Source organism: Anaerobacillus sp. 1_MG-2023 (assembly GCF_030547345.1).
GTDB lineage: Bacteria > Bacillota > Bacilli > Bacillales > Guptibacillaceae > Guptibacillus > Guptibacillus hwajinpoensis_B.
Genome location: NZ_JAUORD010000010.1, coordinates 111,343 through 130,920, shown reverse-complemented (window position 1 = coordinate 130,920; position 19,578 = coordinate 111,343). Strand labels below are relative to the sequence as shown.

22 protein-coding genes are annotated in these 19,578 nt (G+C 36.4%); 2 read left to right on the top strand and 20 right to left on the bottom strand.

Annotated elements, in window-relative coordinates; genetic code table 11:
- Positions 1–22 precede the first annotated feature (22 nt).
- From Q4550_RS16410 to Q4550_RS16385, 6 genes are all read right to left on the bottom strand, one after another.
- Positions 23–1,204, bottom strand: a complete 1,182-nt coding sequence (locus tag Q4550_RS16410) for an AimR family lysis-lysogeny pheromone receptor (RefSeq protein ID WP_303534615.1) — start codon at positions 1,202–1,204, stop codon at positions 23–25.
- A 290-nt stretch (positions 1,205–1,494) separates the two neighbouring features.
- A complete protein-coding gene (locus tag Q4550_RS16405; RefSeq protein ID WP_303534614.1) occupies positions 1,495–2,277 on the bottom strand; it encodes a hypothetical protein in 783 nt (260 codons plus the stop codon).
- Between the two features lie 19 nt (positions 2,278–2,296).
- A complete protein-coding gene (locus tag Q4550_RS16400) occupies positions 2,297–5,614 on the bottom strand; it encodes a DEAD/DEAH box helicase (protein WP_303534613.1) in 3,318 nt (1,105 codons plus the stop codon).
- Between the two features lie 116 nt (positions 5,615–5,730).
- Positions 5,731–6,600: an ArdC-like ssDNA-binding domain-containing protein gene (locus tag Q4550_RS16395; protein WP_303534612.1), complete on the bottom strand. Its 870-nt coding sequence runs from the start codon at positions 6,598–6,600 to the stop codon at positions 5,731–5,733.
- 741 nt (positions 6,601–7,341) lie between these two features.
- A complete protein-coding gene (locus tag Q4550_RS16390) occupies positions 7,342–8,367 on the bottom strand; it encodes a DnaA N-terminal domain-containing protein (RefSeq protein WP_303534611.1) in 1,026 nt (341 codons plus the stop codon).
- A 299-nt stretch (positions 8,368–8,666) separates the two neighbouring features.
- On the bottom strand, positions 8,667–8,801 hold the full coding sequence (locus Q4550_RS16385; protein ID WP_303534610.1) for a hypothetical protein: 135 nt from the start codon (positions 8,799–8,801) through the stop codon (positions 8,667–8,669).
- Positions 8,802–9,294: 493 nt separating this feature from the next.
- Here Q4550_RS16385 and Q4550_RS16380 point away from each other — a divergent pair, with 493 nt between their 5' ends.
- Entirely contained in the window at positions 9,295–9,933 is a 639-nt protein-coding gene (locus tag Q4550_RS16380) for an HNH endonuclease (RefSeq protein ID WP_303534608.1), read from the top strand.
- A gap of 8 nt (positions 9,934–9,941) precedes the next feature.
- Here the strand turns inward: Q4550_RS16380 and Q4550_RS16375 are convergent, their stop codons facing one another.
- The 4 genes from Q4550_RS16375 to Q4550_RS16360 form a co-directional block, all read right to left on the bottom strand.
- Positions 9,942–10,130 carry a hypothetical protein gene (locus Q4550_RS16375; protein ID WP_303534606.1) on the bottom strand — a complete coding sequence of 63 codons (189 nt, stop codon included), beginning with the start codon at positions 10,128–10,130 and terminating at the stop codon, positions 9,942–9,944.
- 159 nt (positions 10,131–10,289) lie between these two features.
- On the bottom strand, positions 10,290–10,823 hold the full coding sequence (locus Q4550_RS16370; protein ID WP_303534605.1) for a hypothetical protein: 534 nt from the start codon (positions 10,821–10,823) through the stop codon (positions 10,290–10,292).
- 136 nt (positions 10,824–10,959) lie between these two features.
- Positions 10,960–11,235: a hypothetical protein gene (locus tag Q4550_RS16365; RefSeq protein ID WP_303534603.1), complete on the bottom strand. Its 276-nt coding sequence runs from the start codon at positions 11,233–11,235 to the stop codon at positions 10,960–10,962.
- Between the two features lie 64 nt (positions 11,236–11,299).
- Entirely contained in the window at positions 11,300–11,776 is a 477-nt protein-coding gene (locus Q4550_RS16360; protein ID WP_303534601.1) for a hypothetical protein, read from the bottom strand.
- Positions 11,777–11,833: 57 nt separating this feature from the next.
- Here Q4550_RS16360 and Q4550_RS16355 point away from each other — a divergent pair, with 57 nt between their 5' ends.
- Positions 11,834–12,580 carry an abortive infection family protein gene (locus tag Q4550_RS16355; protein ID WP_303534599.1) on the top strand — a complete coding sequence of 249 codons (747 nt, stop codon included), beginning with the start codon at positions 11,834–11,836 and terminating at the stop codon, positions 12,578–12,580.
- A gap of 102 nt (positions 12,581–12,682) precedes the next feature.
- On the opposite strand, the gene Q4550_RS16350 is transcribed toward Q4550_RS16355, so the two are convergent.
- From Q4550_RS16350 to Q4550_RS16305, 10 genes are all read right to left on the bottom strand, one after another.
- Positions 12,683–12,859 carry a hypothetical protein gene (locus tag Q4550_RS16350; protein WP_303534598.1) on the bottom strand — a complete coding sequence of 59 codons (177 nt, stop codon included), beginning with the start codon at positions 12,857–12,859 and terminating at the stop codon, positions 12,683–12,685.
- Positions 12,860–12,896: 37 nt separating this feature from the next.
- Complete coding sequence (locus Q4550_RS16345; RefSeq protein WP_303534597.1) at positions 12,897–13,163, bottom strand: hypothetical protein; 267 nt, start codon at positions 13,161–13,163, stop codon at positions 12,897–12,899.
- Positions 13,164–13,207: 44 nt separating this feature from the next.
- Positions 13,208–15,055 carry an LPD1 domain-containing protein gene (locus Q4550_RS16340; protein WP_303534596.1) on the bottom strand — a complete coding sequence of 616 codons (1,848 nt, stop codon included), beginning with the start codon at positions 15,053–15,055 and terminating at the stop codon, positions 13,208–13,210.
- A 69-nt stretch (positions 15,056–15,124) separates the two neighbouring features.
- Positions 15,125–15,439: a hypothetical protein gene (locus tag Q4550_RS16335; protein WP_303534595.1), complete on the bottom strand. Its 315-nt coding sequence runs from the start codon at positions 15,437–15,439 to the stop codon at positions 15,125–15,127.
- 84 nt (positions 15,440–15,523) lie between these two features.
- Complete coding sequence (locus Q4550_RS16330; RefSeq protein ID WP_303534593.1) at positions 15,524–16,597, bottom strand: DUF6094 domain-containing protein; 1,074 nt, start codon at positions 16,595–16,597, stop codon at positions 15,524–15,526.
- A 68-nt stretch (positions 16,598–16,665) separates the two neighbouring features.
- Complete coding sequence (locus tag Q4550_RS16325) at positions 16,666–16,911, bottom strand: hypothetical protein (protein ID WP_303534591.1); 246 nt, start codon at positions 16,909–16,911, stop codon at positions 16,666–16,668.
- Entirely contained in the window at positions 16,908–17,582 is a 675-nt protein-coding gene (locus Q4550_RS16320) for a hypothetical protein (RefSeq protein WP_303534589.1), read from the bottom strand. Before Q4550_RS16320 ends, Q4550_RS16325 begins: the two co-directional genes overlap by 4 nt.
- Before the next feature lie 119 nt (positions 17,583–17,701).
- Positions 17,702–18,187 (bottom strand): single-stranded DNA-binding protein, encoded by a 486-nt coding sequence (gene ssb / locus Q4550_RS16315; protein WP_303534588.1) that lies wholly within the window; start codon positions 18,185–18,187, stop codon positions 17,702–17,704.
- A gap of 26 nt (positions 18,188–18,213) precedes the next feature.
- Positions 18,214–18,858 carry a RadC family protein gene (gene radC / locus Q4550_RS16310; protein ID WP_303534586.1) on the bottom strand — a complete coding sequence of 215 codons (645 nt, stop codon included), beginning with the start codon at positions 18,856–18,858 and terminating at the stop codon, positions 18,214–18,216.
- A gap of 110 nt (positions 18,859–18,968) precedes the next feature.
- The gene (locus Q4550_RS16305) at positions 18,969–19,319 is read right to left on the bottom strand and encodes a DUF6018 family natural product bioysynthesis protein (protein WP_303534585.1); all 351 of its coding nucleotides are present in this window, start codon (positions 19,317–19,319) and stop codon (positions 18,969–18,971) included.
- Positions 19,320–19,578 lie beyond the last annotated feature (259 nt).

The following is a 19,578-nucleotide window of genomic DNA, read 5'->3' as shown; positions in this document are numbered from 1 at the left end:
AAATTTTTCCTTAAATTCCAATTCACCAAATTAATTCTAACTTTTCATCTTTATCTTTACTAAGCTTCTGCAGTTGAATAAGAGGCAACTTAAGATAGAATTTATTCCCTTGTTTTCTGAAGAGCTCCAGGGATTTTCTGTATAGTAAAGCATCATTTTCTAGCAATCCTTTGTAATAAATCTGAAAAGCAGATAGTCGACCATTTTTCTTTTCTAAGTACTCAAGTAAATTATGCGCTTCTTCTTTCTTTCCTTCTTTAACCATCAAATGAAGCTGTTCTCCATCATTTAGCTCCCTCTCTTCTTCCACATTCTTCGACCAATACACCTGCGCAAAATCGTATGTTTTGTTAATTTCCTTTTTGCGTGCAATCATCGTTGGGGAAGAATATTTTTCTAAAATGCTCAGCCCAGCTTTAATGTTGTTTTCAATTTCATCGTAGTTTTCAAACAAATAGGATTGTCCTAAAACATGATAACCTGTCGATACAAACAAAGGAAATTTTGTTGAATATGCGCCGCTTGTAAGCTCAAGCGCTGTCTTTCTTGCATTCTCAAGATCATTATCTCTTAAGTAACCATGAGCGTAACCTTCAATCATCCTAACGTAATAGGCTTCTTTTATGTAAGGATTTGAAATTGTACTAATGACTTCAGGGAGTTCCTTTGTTAATTTCAACATGCTACCATGTTCATCCATATCAAAATAGGCGTACATTTTAATGATATGGACCAAGATGCGCATTTCATTCTGTTTTAATTTACGTTGAGTCATCAAATCTTCTGTTGCTTTGAGAAGTTCGGCTCCTCGTAATTTTCCTTTGATTCTCATCAGTAGTAAGTAATAAACTGCCGCCCATTCATCATTTGGACGTTTTCCATTAAGTTCTTTTTCAATAATATATTGAAGGATCTCAGTTTCTCCATTCATATACGCATATTCCAAACCTAATCGTAAATTAATTGGGCGATCTGTAGATTTAATAAAACCAAACAACAATTCCCTTTGAGTTTCTACATCATTCTCGTAAACCAACTCAATTAATTTTGTGAAATGGAATAAGCCTATTCTTATTTGTTCACCTTCAGAGAAATATTGAGTAACTGCCCCTCCTGATACTTTAAGAGCTTTGGCAATATCATTATTCTTAATTCTCATCCTTTTCTTATCCTGGCATATTTTCTTCATAAGGTCGTTACTCATACTAGTTCCCACCACCATCATTAAATTTTAGTAGCAGTTTCTGCTACAGGAAAATCATGTGAGAGCTATAAATATAGCTTAGCAAAAAGTAGTTACTTTAAGTATTGGGAAATGTATAGTAAAAATTGCTCATAAACTGGCACTTTCGACACTAGGTTTCCCAACATGGTTAAAAATAGAGGTTTCAATAGCTATCTACTAGGTATATTGGGAAACCCCTACGCTAGAAGCACAAAATTATACTTCTAGCGTAGGGGGCGACAAACCTTCGTCGCTTCCCTCCTATTGTCCTAGATTACTTCTTGTAAATTACTATACTCATATCTCATTTCATCTGGAATCGAGTATTCTTCAGAGACCCCAGTTTCCAAACTCATTATATGTTTTACATCGACCTTTTTACCTACTTTATTAATATCAATTGCTAGAACATTTCCTTTATTTATTCTTGAAGCATTACGTTCACCTACATTCAACCACATGCGACTACCGTCAGTAACATGAATGAAGTTCCCTTCGATTCCGACTACATTCACTACCCATTGTTGCTCTCCATCTAAATCATCACTTATTTTTGCTGTTGCGATTGTTGGATAAGTCTCAGGAATAGATGCTACTGTTTCTTCATGAATGTCATCAATACTTAGTAGATCTTCCTCCGCATAATACTGTTCCATAGCATAATTATTATGGTCAGTTGGAGGTACGTCTTCATCTGTATAGGCAAACATGTCATTTGTTGCCTGTTCACTCGTTGTGATTTCGTTTTCAGGTGTAACCGTTCCTAATTCCTTTTGAAGGTCATCCAAGAAAGAAATGGATTCTTCATCAAGCTCTGACACTTCAGGCTTATACTCCAAATGCTCATTTTCTACGGATGCATAACTTTCTTCATTAGGAGCGAGATTTGAAACAAGGTCCCGCTCCATTGTACAATCAGAAACTTTTAGTTCTTCTACCATTAAAAAGAACTCAACCTGCTCTTTCATACGCATTTCTATTACTCTTTCAAATACGTATTGCTCTATGAGCAAATAAATAATAATGTATATATCCTGAAGAGCTATAAACATTTATATTCCTCCCAAAAGTTTAATCAAATAAACTGAACCCAAGCTGTCCATCAACTGGTGCGCTCCGCTTCTTACGTTTCGAAATGGATTCCTCTTCCTGAACTTCAAAAATGTTGGCATTGTAAGAAGTCCTTTTAGCAGCACGTCTTTCAACACTAACCAGATGAGAGAGTATGGCACCATCTGCAACCAGTTCAATTCCAAACGCTGCAACCAGATCTACTTCAAGCACTCCGTTGTGAAATTCAAAACCTGCAACTTCACTTTTTTGGATATTGGCTGATATAGTATCTGCCTTCTTCACCAACACATTACGAGTTGCTTCAGTAGAGATTTGCTGTCGTACCCAATTAATGAACTGGGTTTGAAGAGTAGGTTGTTTCTTCTTACCGATACCAGCTAAAATAGCTCTCGCTCGATCGGATGTTTCTGCAACCCATTCCTCTGTAGAACCTTTCAGCTTTTTGCCTTTTTTAATGGATTTGATTAACATGCTCTGCAGGTCACCTTCATCTCCTAACATTGCGGAAAGGCCGTCTGTAGATACATCACCATTAATTGCGCTAGCTGCCTTATTTTTCATCGCGATCAATTCAGCCATTTGCTCTTGATAGGAATCTTTATAAGCCAAGTAATACAGCCGGCATTCTTGATCCTGTCCAATACGCCATGCCCTTCTTGAAGCTTGATTGATTGTAAAGAGTGACCAGGAGAACTGGTAAAAAATAAGCGTCGGGGTCACTAGTAAATCTAGCCCCACTTTTACAAGTTCCTGAGATACGATAATGACATCGTTGCCCTCTTTCTCAATCTTTTTCTTTAACCATTCACTCCGCTTATTGGTTTGAGTAGAAGACGTATCTAGAATATCTACCTTAGCTCCGACTTCTTCCAATACTCTCTTAATACGTGGTCTAACGTCTCTTCCAGCTACTGAAGAGCCCGTATCTCTCACATAAATGATACTTTTCCGACCTTCATTCATTTCTCCCTTGATAATTTCCTGGAGCTTTTTTTCTTTGTTCAATAACCGGTCCTGAGATAAGTGATCAGGAGTCCATATGACCTCTCTATCGCCTTCCTCATTCTTAAATAACACTGAAGGATAAGTGAATGGATTATCAGGATAAGCTATACCTGTAGAAGTAAGCGGTAGATACAGCTTATGACCGTCATTTCTACTATCTATTTCATTTTCAAATGTAGAAATCATTTTCTGATATTCTGTTCTTAACTCACTATCCATATCTACTAGAATCGTAGGTACATTGACCAACTCAACTGGATCTGGCCATACATCTACTAAACGAACTAATAACGTATTTTGAACAAGAAATTTACCAAAGACAAATGGAGATATGCCAGGTAGAACTTTCTCCGTTCGTTTGGTCCCGCCTCTACTTTGTTTATTCGAATACTCACCACGATCATCAAAGTCCACCGTAGTTGTTTCAATATTCCCGAATTCTTCATTCCATTTGCGGACCTCAGAATACTTATAACCATTCTTCACCATTTCATTTGGGAAGAGGCGCCAGAGTAAGTAATAAACATCCTCTGCTTTTCCTCCAAAAAGAGTACCAGTTCCTCCAACTACTTTCTTAGAGGCTGCTACTAAACTCCCTAATGAATTTCCTTGAGCACTCATACCGGACTTTAATTCATGTATCTCATCGACTAATGAAATATCGAAGAAGTTATTCATCTTTCTGCGGATATACTCAATTGTAGCGATTCTTCTTGGCTTACCAGTTGCTTTAGGAATCTCTTGCTGAGTGGATTGTATTTGTTTAACTAAGCGTTCATTACCATCCTTTGCAGCATGAATGACTTTCTTTTCGTGCTTGCTCCACTCTTTAAAAGAAGAGTAGCGACTGATAACCTTCTTAGTCCAAAAACTACTACCACACTCACCACAAAAGGCATTTGCTGGTTGCTTTGAATTATGAATCCTTCTAGAGTTACCAAATTCACCGTGTTTCATAGGACGCTTAATTGTCTCGGTTACTTCTTCTCCATTTTCTTGCACATTAACGCTGGAAGATTCCTTAACCTGGACCAACCCTCCGCAATCTTGACAATAGTATCCATCGCGGTAAGCCTGAGTTCCTGAACGGATTTGCAACTCTGTTTTAACCCGTTTATACTCCGGAACTGCCTCTAAAGCACAATCCCCACGCATAGTAGTAAACGAAATAACAAAGAAAGTTGGACGCTTGGGTTTCGGACGTCCAGCATTAGTCCATTTCACATGAAAATCAACCAATTGTTTTGTTTGGCTAATGACATGTACCTCAGCATTCGGAATGATCTCTTTGATTTCCTCTGGCCATTTCTTTGTAAGGGATGGTGGAACCATCACACAAGAAAAGAAACCGCTTTTTTGTTTTCTTTGGTAAAACCCATCAGCTAAAGCTACAAGCATACTTGTTTTGCCTGTACTCATCTCCCCTTGTATGATTAAGCTTTTTTGCGTCTCCAACCGTTTTGCAACAGCTGTAGCCACATGTCCTTGAACTGGAAAAAGCGGCCTCTTATAAGAATCGAACTGTTCAAGCACCTCATCTTCCATCGGATTATGGGTTGGTTGAACTTGTTCTGACACTTTATCAACCATTTGGTCTACAAAGTCCCCCATATAGCCAGTAAGATCCTTAGTTTCTTCTAATGCCTGTCCGGTGCCGCTCTGAGGAAACGTTAGAGTTCCTTCAGAAATCAATTCCGATACCAGAGTATCTGCCTGCTCTTCTTCTAACATCAGCTTATGAAGCGCGAATCCTTCATTGAATAAAGCGGGATCGCGATAAAAATCTATCTCTTCAAGAAAGCCGCGCACTTTTAATTCTTCATAGATGCGATTCTTCCACTCGGGAAGGATATGAAGACCATACTTTCCTCCGCCAAATATTTGACGAATATCTTCTGCCGGATCTCCTTCAAAGGAAAGAACATAATCATTATTTCCTAAAAGGCTATCATGAACCATGGCAAGGGCTTTTCGATTTTGGTTGATTGTAATAGGGAACTTTTCATATGCTCCTTTTTCTGCAATCATCTGAAATTCTCTGTTAAATTCATAATCAGTAAGTCCCTTAACTCCATGACCGAAAGATAAACCACTACTACCAATATCAAATGCTGCTTTAATCGATTGTAGTGTAGAATCATTTCCTGAAATGATGGCCATTAGAACCTTTGGAAACTGTCCATCACGTTTCGGTTCTTCCAATGCTAATGCATAGCAAAAGGCATTCTGCCAGCTCTGATCCAGGTATACTTCCACCATCTTCGGTTGTTCATGTGTTTCTTCAATAGCATTCCATTCAATCGCGCTCATATAACTCCCTTATCAAAAGGAAGGTGAATGAGCATCACCTATCCTTAAGATAGGGAACACCTCCCTTTAAAAGATTATTATTGTAATCACGTTGTTACCTTGTAGTATCTTTCCATCTAAGCAGTAACTGATTCTATCTTCTCTGCTTTTTCTTTTTCCTCGAGCTCCTCAAATTCTTCAATAATCTTCTTTGCCGTATCACAAATCTGAGAGCCGTACTTTAGTAAGGTTTCTTGCTCACCATTTGCCCAGCCTTTTACATAGCGAAACGAATAATCAGACGTGTCAAGATTGAAATAGGAACAAACGACAAATGCTGTTCCTTCAGCAACAACCTCTTTTTCCGTTCTTGATGAATTTCGATCATAGCGATGTACTTTTGAATGAACTAACTCATGTACCAATGTTTTGCATCGATGATTCATTGGAACCTTATCCGACACCACAATGCGGTGTTCAGAAGGTACATAGTAGCCATAAGCATCATCTGAATTGCCATACTTAATTGGACAATTATCTTTTTCAGCAATCGCCTCAGCCCAGCCAATGATTTGGCGGGCTTCCATACAATCACCATCTACCTCAATTTTGATACGCTCGATAGGTAATGGTTCACCTTCGGTCTGCGAAACGTCAAATACAGGTACAGGGATAAATCCAGTAAGCCTATTTTCGTCCTCCTCATCCTTCTTAAATCGAGGTGCTAAAATCCTTAAACTCTTTGATCCTTTCTTTACTTTCCTACCAAGCGTATTCCAATGCTTGAATGAAGCTAAAAAACGTGCTTCAGGTAGTTGGGCTTTAGCAAGAATCAAATTTCTAAACGAATAGGAAGGCATAATTGCTTTCATTTCCAAATAGGCTTTGAATTCGTCAGGCGTATATGAAAACTCTGCAACACCAATCTCCAACTTTTCGTTCAGCTCTTTAATCCTCTCTTCTCTAGTTTGTTCACCCATTTTTGTCTTCCAACGTTTTGTTGTCAAAAGAAACACCCTCTCTTAAAGTTTTATCTATATAAAAAACGAGAACGATAGACTCCTGGCAGGAATCTTTCATTCTCGTTTGGACACGCACAAAGATTTATATGAACACAAAAAACCTTTGAGTTTAATAGATAAATAAGCACAAATAGAGCGCTTATTTCTATAACCCAAAGGTTAGTGTCTTTTTTATAGTTACCGCTAATCCTCAAATGGATCGCACAAAATTTAAAATAAAATCAATATATGGGTATTATACCTTTGATATTGGAAATCTACAAGTCAAATAAATATCCCTAATAGATTAATTCTATAGTTATCATTAAATTCACTTCGTAATAAATATATTTCGTATTCCATACCTTGTAATACATAAAGATAGTAATACATTGGGTCCAATCATTGGAGTAGGGGTAGTCCAATAAATAGAGTAGGGGTAGTCCAATGATTGGAGTACCCCTACTCTAATCATTGGACCAGGGTACATTCGTTTGGGTAGTCCATTTAATTGACCACCCCCCTCAAATAAATGGACTACCTTTTTACCAATATTTAGGATTAATACCTAGTCCAATAAATGGACTACCCCCTAGTCCATTTATTGGACCACCCCTCCATTCATTGGACTAGGTTAAATGTGAGTAAATTGTGGATAAATTCAAGTAAAGTATGAACCTGTGTTTGAAATTCTAAAAACGAAAAAGCACCCTCTAAAAGGATGCTTCTTGAACAGTTTTAATTCAGTTAATCACCATATACATCGAACGATATGTTTTCACATTTAATTTCGTACTCTTTCATTATTGCTAGAATCAAGTCACTATATTTTCGTTCAACCCAATCGCAAGAGAATTGATTAGGGAGATAAACGACCCACCTATGATTTTCGTCACGATAACCTAAACTCTTACTGAACCAAGTATCATATGAAGGTTTACTCATGTGTTCTGATAAAGCAGTTAAAACAGTAACCCACAATCTCTCTTCAGTAGTAGACATTTTATTTTTCGCTACATCGTACTCTTCTTGGTATTCATCTAAACGTTGTATTTCTTCTTTTAATATGCCAGTAGGATTTTTAACACTAATCACTTCTGATCGAAGCTGCTCATATACTTCATGATAGTTATGGCTCAAATCATACTCAACTTGACTCTCTCGTTTAATTTTACGAAGGAAACGGTCATGTTCTTTTCTAAGAGATTTAGGTAGAGCATTATATTGTTCTCTAGAAAGTAGCGGTAGTGATCGTCTCACTTTAATCAATATGGTTCCATTCATTCTTGTATCATCATCTTGCTCTCTCCAGAATCTAATTATGAATCCCGCTTTTTCTAATATATCTAAATATTTTCTCGCAGAGGTTTTACTACATGTTAATTGTTTAGTAATTGTATCTAGCCCTATCCACGTATAATCCTTATCCCAACAGTAACTAGAAAGAATGATGTATGTATATGCTACTATTCCGCCTATTCTAGAATCAAAACTTGGTCCCCAAAACCGCAAAAGATAATTATTAACAATCGTTTTATTTCCGTTCAAATCAGGAAGCAATTTAGAGTGGCTTTCTAATTCAAATCTCATAATTGACTCTTCACTATAATATTCTTTTTTTGGTTGTCTCACTGAAACATTTTGTTTCTTTGTTCCGTGTTTTCTTTGAATCGTTCTTGGGACTTCCGTTACTACATCTGATGGCGCTAATCTATAGTAACGATATTTTGTTGCTTCCCCAGTTTCTAGTCTTTTTTCATCTTGATAATCCATGTTCATTCCCCTTTTTTCCACCTTTAAGGGTTGCAAAAAAGAGGGACTTCACTTGTAAAAATTTATTGGTTTGTGATAGAATCATCCTATAAACAAATACTTGTGAAAATCCCCGCCTCTTCATTTCATTTAATCTTTCAGCGGCCAAACTGTCGAGATTAAATGAAAACCTGGTGGGTTTTTTTTTGTGCAATTTTTGTCTCAAATAGAATAATAGAAAGTTCTTCCTTCTCTTCTATACTTATGGTAGCAGATTGCAGAATAAAATTCTATCATTCACTGGCCTGGAGACAATCTTTTTAAGCTAATTGCGAAGCAAATGCAATAACAGCCCCTATAAAAATTGCCCCGACTGGAATAAGCGCATAACCTACTCGCTTGTTTCGGTCTTTTTTTGCTTTGATTTCTTCTGGTGTAATCCATTCAAGATTCATAATTTTCCTCCTTAACGCAAAAATCCCCACAACAAAATTGACCGTCTATGCGGCATTTTTTGTTGTGGGGATTTCCCAGCTACTTAATTTTATTTGTCTATCATTATACCATGTGAATGATAAAATTCAATATTAGTCAAAGCTACCCTTGGCAGTATTAAACCACCTTAATCCACTATACTCGCATGCACAAACGGCTCTACAGCATTCATTTGTACAGATTAATAGAGTTGGGTTTTGTTTTTCACAATCTCCTATCAAGCACATCTTATAGTGGCAGTACTTACACTGCAAATCGGCTCCTCCTTATGAATAGTTCAGGAACGAAGATGAATATACCATAATATAGATTTATTTCCAATTGAAAAGCCAATCGAAATATTATGAATTCCTTATGCAGATATGTTCAGTATTTGTATAGATGAAAATGAAAGGGTAAAAGTGGATGTAATTCACATTTAAATTAACCCTTCGTATAAAAGGAGGAAATATAATGAATGATTTCGAAATGATTCCGTATGACTACTTAGCCATCCAACATTGGATTGAGTTAGAAGATGAAAAAGAACAAATGGACATTTATGATCTAAGCCATTATGAAAGTCGCGATGAGCTTTTTGAGGAATCAACTAGATATCTAGATAAGTTATGGATGGGGGAACCAATAAGTAAACCTAAACCAAGACGGAGTTCTTATATGGAAGTCTTTCCCGGTTTAAATAAGAAATCTAAGTTAAAAGAAGAGTACTCAGTGAATAAAATGGAAAAGTCTAGGGATAGGGCACTTAGCGAGGACTTGAAAATACGTTATAATTACACCTGTCAAATTTGCGCTACACGTGTAGAAACCGGGGTTAATACATATTATTGCGAAACTCATCATATCCATCCAAGGGGTAAAATCGGACCGAGCGGTAATTTCGGACCTGATATTCAAGAGAATATGATTTGTTTGTGTTCTAATTGTCATGATCAATTTGATGCTGGTGCTATCACTATTAATTTGAAAACTAATAGGGTGATCCATAAAAATAAGTTTAATAAGATGAACAATCACGTGGTAAACGTGAAGCATGATATTTCAGAGGAATATATCAATTATCATAACAGGTGCTTTGGTTTCGATAGCTAAAGGAAATCCTAACCTATTAGCCCGTTTAATTTCAAGGCCATAAATAATCCTACTAATATAATAGCTAAACCACCATTAATCAACATGACTAAAGTTACTACCTTGTCTGAATTTTTGATTTTTTTCTGTAGTTTTAATGTAAGAAAAGCACTTAATAATCCAAATAGGATGATCACTAGCCAATACAAAAATCCCATGAATAACCTCCAAATTGGATGTAACATTAGTTTCTATCCATTTATTACAAAGCATTATATATTATTACATTTAACCAAAGAAATTTCTAAATTGATAGTATTAGAATTTAAAAAATAAAAAAAGAGCAAAACTCTTGCTCTTCATCTTACGGTAATACTTTAGAAAGAGAGCTCTTTTTCTATTTTCAATGACACTGTATCTTTAGATTGTTCTAAATTAATGATTGTAATTTCACCTTCATAACCTGGAAGTACAATTTTTTTGTTTTTTTCAATACGATAAATTAAACTTCTATAGTCGCTTTCTGATGAAGATACACTTTCTTCAGAATATGAAATTGATATTCTTTCTTCATCTATAAAGCCATCAAATACAAAACTATTATCTATTTTCTCACCAGGTGTTAAAATTTTTGTCTCTTCAGCTCGTTCAGTGATCGATATGTCACGTACACCGCCATTATAGTCTGTAGTAACATAATATTTTATACGATTAGTTGGATCCTTTACGATTAAATTTCCCGCTACGGATTTTTCTATCTTTAATTCTTCAATATCTTTACCTAATTCATTTTCTATTTCTTCATAAGTATCGTGTTCTGTAGAAAAGGCATCATCATATAAGTTAAGCCATGCAGGTACAATTACTCCAAATATAAACACCAATCCTAAAATGATTCCTATATTTTTCATTATGTATTACCTCCCTTCGCCATTAATAATAGCAGAGGTTTTCCAATACTTTTACAAATGAACAAAAGGTATGCTAAATAGCATACCTTTTAGTTATGGCTAAGAATTGTCGATTTGTGACCTAGCCTTCTAATGATTACTTCATATTATCAAAGTACCTAATTACCGGTTTTTCATTTAAGTATATTATGTTTCTAACCTTCACATTATAAAATGTATTGTTTTTACTTGAACAGCTTACAAAGTAATAAAGATCTCTACCATGTCTGAATAAAGTTTTTTCTTGTGAAGCTTTACCCACATTTTTGATAAATACCTTTCCGACAGCAATAAATCCTTGGTCCTCGATTGCAGCTATAGCACTAAAGTATTCTTTCGTTTCATCTGTTTTAATTGTTTTGTATTCTGGCATATGAGCACTCCTTTAATAACTACTAATATTCAACAATATTGTCCCTTTTTAATTTAAGAGAATATTAGTCATGGATTTTGACCCTATATTTTTCAATGTGTTGATGGATACTATCAATTAATTTGTTATATTTATGTGCTAAATCATCTTTTTCTTCATTTGTAATTTCTTCCCTAAAATTACATTCGGCGATTTTATGATCAATTTCCCTTATGCAAGTAGCAATATCTTTATCTATTAAATGATACTTTAGATAAAGAACCGGTCTAACTTTATCTTTATATATATCGATATCAAATTCTATGTAATGGCCACCAAGGTGAGTAACTAATAATTGTTCACCATCAATTTTCAACACTTCATTGTATAATTCAAGAGTTTCTCTTCTTTCCTTTCTACGTTCATTTTCTCTATCTTTATTTAATTCTTTCTTGAAAAGATCATGTTGCGATTTTTTAGAGATAAATCCCCCAATAAAAGCTCCACCAAGAGCTCCTATCATAGGTAATGTATCTGTTATAATTTTTAATAGAGTTTCCATTTTCTACATCCTCCAATGCCTATGAATTTTATTTACATTAAAAACAAGAGGTGAATTATGAATAACGAGCCAAAGATAATTGAAATAGAAACACTTAAAAATTTATTAGTGTCTCATTCTACCGGTGGAAGTGCTGATAACAATGAATACATTGTCCTTAGACAAAAATTAACACAAGATTCAGAAGTGAAAACACTTTTACCACGATTTGTCTTTACCTGTAGATCGCTTAGTGAATTTTGGGGGTATATAAAAGAAGTATCTTCAAACTATCAAGGAAGAAGAAACCACTTAAGGGAAGAGTTTAATAATGTTTTAGAATATCTTGAAGAACAAAAATTAAATAACTCGCCGATAGATGATATTTTTAACACTACTTTAAATGAGCATAATGTACACCAAATTATTAGAGATCAATGGGAAAAAGGGCTTGAACGAAGAAAGAACGATCCAGAGGGTGCTATTACTATTGCACGTTCTATGATTGAGTCCACTTGTAAATTTATTTTAGATAGTGAAGGTGAACTGTATGATGATAGCAGTGATTTACCTAAACTCTATAAGCTAGTACAGAAAAAACTAAACTTAGCACCGGATCAACATACAGAACCATTATTTAAACAAATCTTAGGAGGAACCGCTTCAATAGTTCAAGGACTAGGCGCCATAAGAAATAAAATTAGCGATGCACATGGTCCAGGAATAATTTCATATAAACCTTCGCAGCGTCATGCACAACTTGCAGTAAATCTTGCGGGTTCTATGAGTGATTTTTTAATTTATACTTGGAAAGAAAAAAAGTAAACGTTGCTCGGCCAGAAAGATGAGATACTATAAATACTATCATAAACATCCTTCAAAAATAAAAAGGTGTGCTGGAGAGCACACCTTTTTAGCTATAAAATTCTACAATGATAAGTAAATCCTCTCCAATAAAGAATCGCCTACCACTTCACTGTTAAATACCACTTTAAAAGCTCTTTCATCATTTCCAAGATCCTCTGCCATCCTCTTAATTAATAGGTCCCGCTCAGCAAACCGCTGCATTTTTACTAAGTCAAATTCAATTTTTTCTGTAGTCATTTATTATCACTCCATCCGGTTATCATAATATACTCACCTAGTACTGTCGCACTTGAGATTGAGGTATTCTCCCTAGAACTTTCTTATCCGCAAGACAACGAGGCATATTGGCTTTATATCCAACAACGTAGTCTGTATCTGATATATTACTTCTTACTAAGAAGCGATACGTAGAAAAAGTTGCATTAGGCTCTTTCTCAATTGAAACTAGCTTAATGATCGTCTGCGTATAACCTACTAGTGTATCGATTACGTCCCCCTCTTTGAACTCAGAGGGATATTTCATATCTTCGTAATAAGCCATCTTATGACTCCCTTTCCTCTGTTTGTTTAATGTACTTTCTATTTTTAAAGCAACTCTATTTTCTTTAAAGCTTGAAAGAAAGCTTTAAAAGCAGTGTTGATCTTTTTGCGTTGTTCACCATTAGGATAAGCAAGACTATGAGAAGTATGGTACACAAGGTAATCATTCTTTCTGTTCATACTTTTCAGAGTATCCTCAATAAAAGCTTCAAACGCACGAGCTGCTAGTTCAACATCAGTAGCATAATATTTGATTTTCCCTCGATCTAACGTTACTGCGTTCGTAAAGAACTCACTTTTATCGGAAGGGCAAGGAATGGAATCGACCCGCTCCCCTGTTTGTTTTTGGTGTAACCAGGCAACTGCTTGAGCATACTTATTTAACTCTCTTTTGTTTCTCTTTAGTATCTTTTCTTTATCTTTCTCACTGTTTGAATTTAAGTAGTGGACCATACTTAAACGACGTTCCAATGACTTATCAAATTGTTTCTTGAAGTGGTCCATCACAAGAAACAGATCCCCATTTAAACGTTCGTAGACACTAGTTAAGCCAGTAGAAATACGCCACGAGTCTCCCTCTTTGTTCTTATTAGGAATGTACTCTTTGCTGTGTCCTGATTTAATAGCATCCATTAGATTTTGAATACAATCTCTTATAGTAGGGTTCAGTATTCCTAACCCGGATAATTCAGTTGCAAACCCAATCTTCCCGTTCTTGTGAGAATGAGAATAGTCAAAAAGATAGTTGTCTAACGCATGAAAAAACTCATGAGCGAGGACACCATTGCAACCTTTATCTCGAGTTAAATTGATCACCTTAGCATTTGCATCAAAATGTCCAAGTGCTTGACCGCGACCCCTCGATCCGAAAGAAACGCTTAAATTCGCATTCAATGAAACTGCGTAGTAATGGTCTAAGTCAAGCGCATCACAAAGGTCATAAAAGCCTTCAGAGCTTCTTAAAATATGTTCTTCTGCTTTTGCATCGTCTACATAATGTCCAAATTCGATTGAACGAAACCCATGTTTCCTTTGCAAGTCTTCTGGCTTTCGAACACTCGATTCAATTCCACCTGCTCGGTCCGGCCGTTCTGCAAAAGTTCGTTCCCATAGCTTCGTCGATTTTTTACTGGTATTCTTATTGCTTTTTTTCTTAAGCAGGTCTTCCCAACTAGTCACACTTTTCTTTACAGTGTTAATCGTGTTATTTCCGCTCTTTGCATTCAAAAAGAAATTTACAAATTTCTTACCAAGACATCTAAGCGGGAGGTTTTTAGCTTCCGTAATTTTTGCTAAAAGGTTGGAATAATGATCAAATGTGTCTTTAGCTTCCATCCACTCAGCAAAGCCTTCATTTACACGGTTAATGACTCTCTCAGATACTTTTATTTTATTTAAAGTGTAAGTACAATCCGTATTTTCATAATGAATTCGCTTGCGAATTTCATAATAAGTTGATAGAAACTCATCAAGTGTAGTAATGGTTTTCAGAATAGATTGAATGTTTTCGCAAGCTAACATGTATGACTTTCTTTCTTCAGGTGAATCAATAGCTGGTTCTTTATCGATCCGTTGAATGACTAATTGCTTTACCCTGGCCACGACTGGTTCAGTGCCCAACTCTTTTTCAGCTTCTAAGGAAAAGCCACTAAAGAGTTCTTCCTTCTTTACTAGAGATGACGCGAGTAAAGGACTAAGACCTTCAAGCTCCTCTAGAGAAGTTACTGTGTGATTTTCAAGAAAAGCTTTTCTAAGAGCAGCCTCATCCTTTCGAGACCCGCCAATCTTGACTCCTACATCGTAAGCGACTTTTCTGTTTTGTTGCTTCTCAGACCTGATATCCTCTTTACTCGTTTGTACTGCTTCTGCAAATAGATTGATTTGTTGATTCATTATTCTCTCATCCTCTCAAATTTGTATAAAAAAAGAGAAAGCCAGTATTTGCTTCCTCTTCAGACCTCTCTATAGCGTGTTTACTGTTTGGACGGCATCTTCTACTTCTTTACGAATCAAAGCCGTAAGACGCTTTGATGGATTACCTGTTATAAGAAGGTTTACACCGATAACGTTCGGACTTCTAAGGAAACTAACACGAATGAAACGCTCATCCTCGGTTTCCATGGTAAAGAACGTCCAACCATTTCCTGACTCGATATACTCACCTATACACTTGTAATCGCAATTTTCAAGTAAAGCAGCAAGGATGTGAAATCGTCGGTCAGCTGAATACAGGATTCTTTCCTTTTTTACACTCAAATTTTCTTGAATTACCGCCATTATTAATCCCTCCAGGAGTGGTTTGCTAGATTGGGTCTATCTCTGTTTCATTGAGTTTAGTTACATATCGTTTCTCTTTACGCCTTAGACCAGCTTACGAACTAAACCGTTAGGCGTAATTACTTTGACACTTACACTTCTCTTTGTACGAGATTTAGTGATGATCGTCTTTCCACCGCTATCATGATGACGCACCTCTTCCTCATTATCTTTAGTCACAAGCTCCAATCCTTGTACAAGATGGTAATGGTCTCCTTCTCCTACTTCTCCATTAACTGCACCAGAAGCAAGTAAAAGCGCCATTTGTCCTTGATTAATAGGAAGGCAAGGGTCTCCACCGATAACGAGCTGTTTAGGCTTAGAACGTGCTTTAAAAGCGGCAAAACCTTTAGAAGTTGAAATCCCTTCATAAAAGTTCTCTTTGCTCTCTAATTTGGTATAGAAGGTCTTCAACTCGGTTACACCGGATGGGACCGCCCATTTATTTCTACCAACCATTAAATTAATCGGTGTTACATTTTTTTGCACAAATTCCTCTCGATCCATCATCGTCAGAAAATCAAAGAGTTTTTGATTAAATTGATTATGGTTTCCAGTCTTTTTATTCCCTATGAAAATGCACTGCTGGAAATCGTGATAATCCTCTTCAGAAAAGCGTACAATTCCGACATTATAGAAATGTGTAGCTAAGTACCTGGCAATTTTCTTATCTGCGAAGCGGTAGCTTGGTATGGTGTATAACATTAAGCCCTTCTCCTTCAGATAACGAACATTCCGTACTAGTTCAGTCCATTCCTTACGTTCCGCTCCATCATCACCCAGGGCTTTCATAGAAAAGTCATAAGGTGGGTTAAGATATAATAATGAAACAGCGTCGTTCGAAATCACCATGCTTTCGATCGGAGCATTTAAACAATTATCAAGTAACTGTTCTGCTTCTTGTGCTCTCGCTTTATCTAATTCCACTCCATAGGTAGTGATAGAACAATCCTCAGAACGAACAGCAGTTGCTAGTTGATGAAGAATCTCCCCTTCACCACACGTAGGATCTAAAAAGCTACAATCGCCTTTTACTTCTATTAAATTGGATAAAAAATCTCCTTGTAGGTCTGGTGTTTTATAAAAACCACTGCGAAGCTTATTACCGATATGTGACATCGTGCATTCCTCCTAATTAATAATAAAAAGAGAATGGGATCCCATTCTCTTCATCTCTAATGTAAGAACTACAAAGTTCCTATATCGTCTGTTATATTGTTCAGTAATATCGTGCTGTCTGTTACTAGACCAAGGATATTAAAAACCTTAAACCGCTGGTCAGAAACAGCCTCCCAAATTTCACATTCGGGACACTTAATTACTAACAATTCAATCTCTCCTACTTTAATACTGTCGCTCGATTCATCATAATCAAACCGAAAGACTTTCTGACAATCCGCGCATTCAATAATGTGAGTTCCTACTTCGCTCACACTGACATCCCCCAATCGAATTGGATATCAATAGAAAGTAGCTCACAAATTGCACGAATAGAGTTATCTTCCGAAATGCCGATTGCTTTTAAGAATGCATATTCCTTTTCACCGAGCTCTTCACAGTTATCAGTATGCATATAGATTTCAACCTCATCATCATCGAGGTTTTCTTCTAGCATGACGAAGAAAGGTAAAAGGTCACACATTCTTCTTTCGATTTCTTCTCGTACTCTTAAGAGAGAGTTTTCATCTGATGCTTTCATGATTTCTACGTCTGGTTCGATTCCGCGCAACGTGTTATCCACCATCCGCTCTTTTCGCATATCAGTATCAACTAAGATTCGGATTAAAGAAAGCTCATCTTCATCTTTAGTTGGAGAAGAAGAAATATGTTCTAAAAGTTGCGGAATTACATGGTCGCCTTTTTCCTCAAGCTTTGATCCTTGCTCTTGAATAATTTCAACAACATAGGCAAACCAGCGTTGAGAAAGGCGCTCCATTTCTTCACTTAAACCAAAAGACCATCCACCGAGGTCTATTAAATCTCCTCCGATACCATTTTCACCAGTGATATCAACGCCATATCCATCTTCATCATTGACATTCCAATGAATATACACGTTTCCTTCTCTGAATAAAACCTTCACTTCACTCTTCACTTTAGCCATTTATATCAACCTCTCATAATAGTGTTGTAAATAGAAAAAGAGTGCTATCCATAGGTGGATGAAGCACTCTTTAACTCGTTCATTAATTTCATAATTTATCACTTTAACGCTTTACCTTCTTAAAAAGGCAAGTCATCATCGCTAATATCAATCGGTTTTCCATCATTTGCGAACGGGTCATCTCCATAGTTTGAAGAGCTACCCTGGTTGCGATTTTGATTACCGCCTCCGTATCCGCTGGATGAACCGTTACTACGTTCATTATCTCCATTGCCCTGGTTGGAACCTTTAGGCTCTAGAAACTGAACACTCTCTGCCATGACTTCTGTAACAAATACCCTTTGTCCTTGGCTATTATCGTAAGAACGAGTTTGAACTCTTCCATCTACTCCTGCAAGGCTTCCCTTTTTCAAAAAGTTAGCCGCATTTTCTGCTTGTCGGCGCCATACCACTACGTTGATAAAATCAGCTTCTCGATCTCCTTGCTGATTAGTGAACGGGCGATTCACAGCAAGTGTGAAATTCGCAACCGCTACTCCACTTGGTGTATAGCGTAACTCCGGGTCCTTTGTTAAACGTCCTACCAAAACTACTCGATTCATCATAATTAATTCCTCCCAATAATGTGTTTTTAGCAATACCCTAATTCTTTTAAACTCTTAAATCGTCCATTACTCCCAATGATGACATGATCTAGTAGATCAACACCCATTGTTTCTCCCACATTTTTCAATCGTTTTGTAACTTCAATGTCTTCCCTGCTTGGTGTAGGATCACCTGATGGGTGATTATGAGCTACAACAACGGAAGCAGCATTTACTCTAAATGCTTCTCTATAGACATCACGAGGGTGAACAATAGAACTATTTAATGTCCCTTTAAAAATGTTCTTTCTCGAAATAATTAGGTTTTTTGTACTTAGATAAAGAACTTCGAAATGTTCTTGTGGAAGTATACTCATGTCTTCCAAATAGTTAGCAGCATCTTCAGGCGAACGAACAATGTACTGTTCATCCTTCTCAAACTTTCTAAGATAAGTTGCGATCCCAAAAGCTGAAAGGATTCGATTAGCTGAAATTTCACCAATTCCTGGATAACTAATCAGTTCTTCTTTCCCCATAGACACAAGTCTCTTTGCTCCAAGAGCAGCCAACTGTCCAGTAATAGACGGGTCGGCCTTTCCTCCTATTAGAACAGCTAACATATTTTGAAAACTTGTACAATCTGGACCATATAAACTCATCTCTTCTTTAGCTACATCATAATAATTTTCCATAACGTAACACCCTCTCTTAAAGTTTCATAATCGTGATTTTTATTAACCAGCAAACGCAATTTAAAAATCCACCCATGTTCGTTCTCTGATTAATAATGAATCTCATAAAATCAATCTTCTAAATCAAAAAATGAAAGAATCGCCTTTTTAAGATTATTTCCTCTCGATTTAGATACTGTTTGCTGAGTACTTAAACGATATTCTTTTTCACCTTTAATTCTCCACATCACAGTATCGCCAATCGCTTGTTCTAATGAAGCTACGAAGACAAGTATTTCTTGTTCAGCAGCCTTTTTCTTAGTGGCGCGAGTGCGGTACATACGACGAGTCCCATCCCTTAGAATAACTTTTCCAAAAATACGTGGAGCGAAAGTGGAAAATAAGGGTTTTGACTGAACTGACTGTTTACAATCCTCCACAACGTCTCTTGTACCAAAAACCTCTGCTAGTGTTACTGCCATAATAAATCATCCCTTCATCTGATTTTTTTGAAACGCAAAAAGCGCCCACCAGAATGTCTCATTAATAAAACACTGATCATACGATCGGACGATCATATGATCTGAAAGTGTTTTAAAGAGTCATCCACAGAGGACGCATACGTTTCATAAGTTAACCGCTAATCCATAAGGATTGCCAAAAAATAAAAACAAAAAGTAATACAACTTAATAATACTATTCTATTTCATTTATGGCAATGTTTTCTATTAATATTATTAT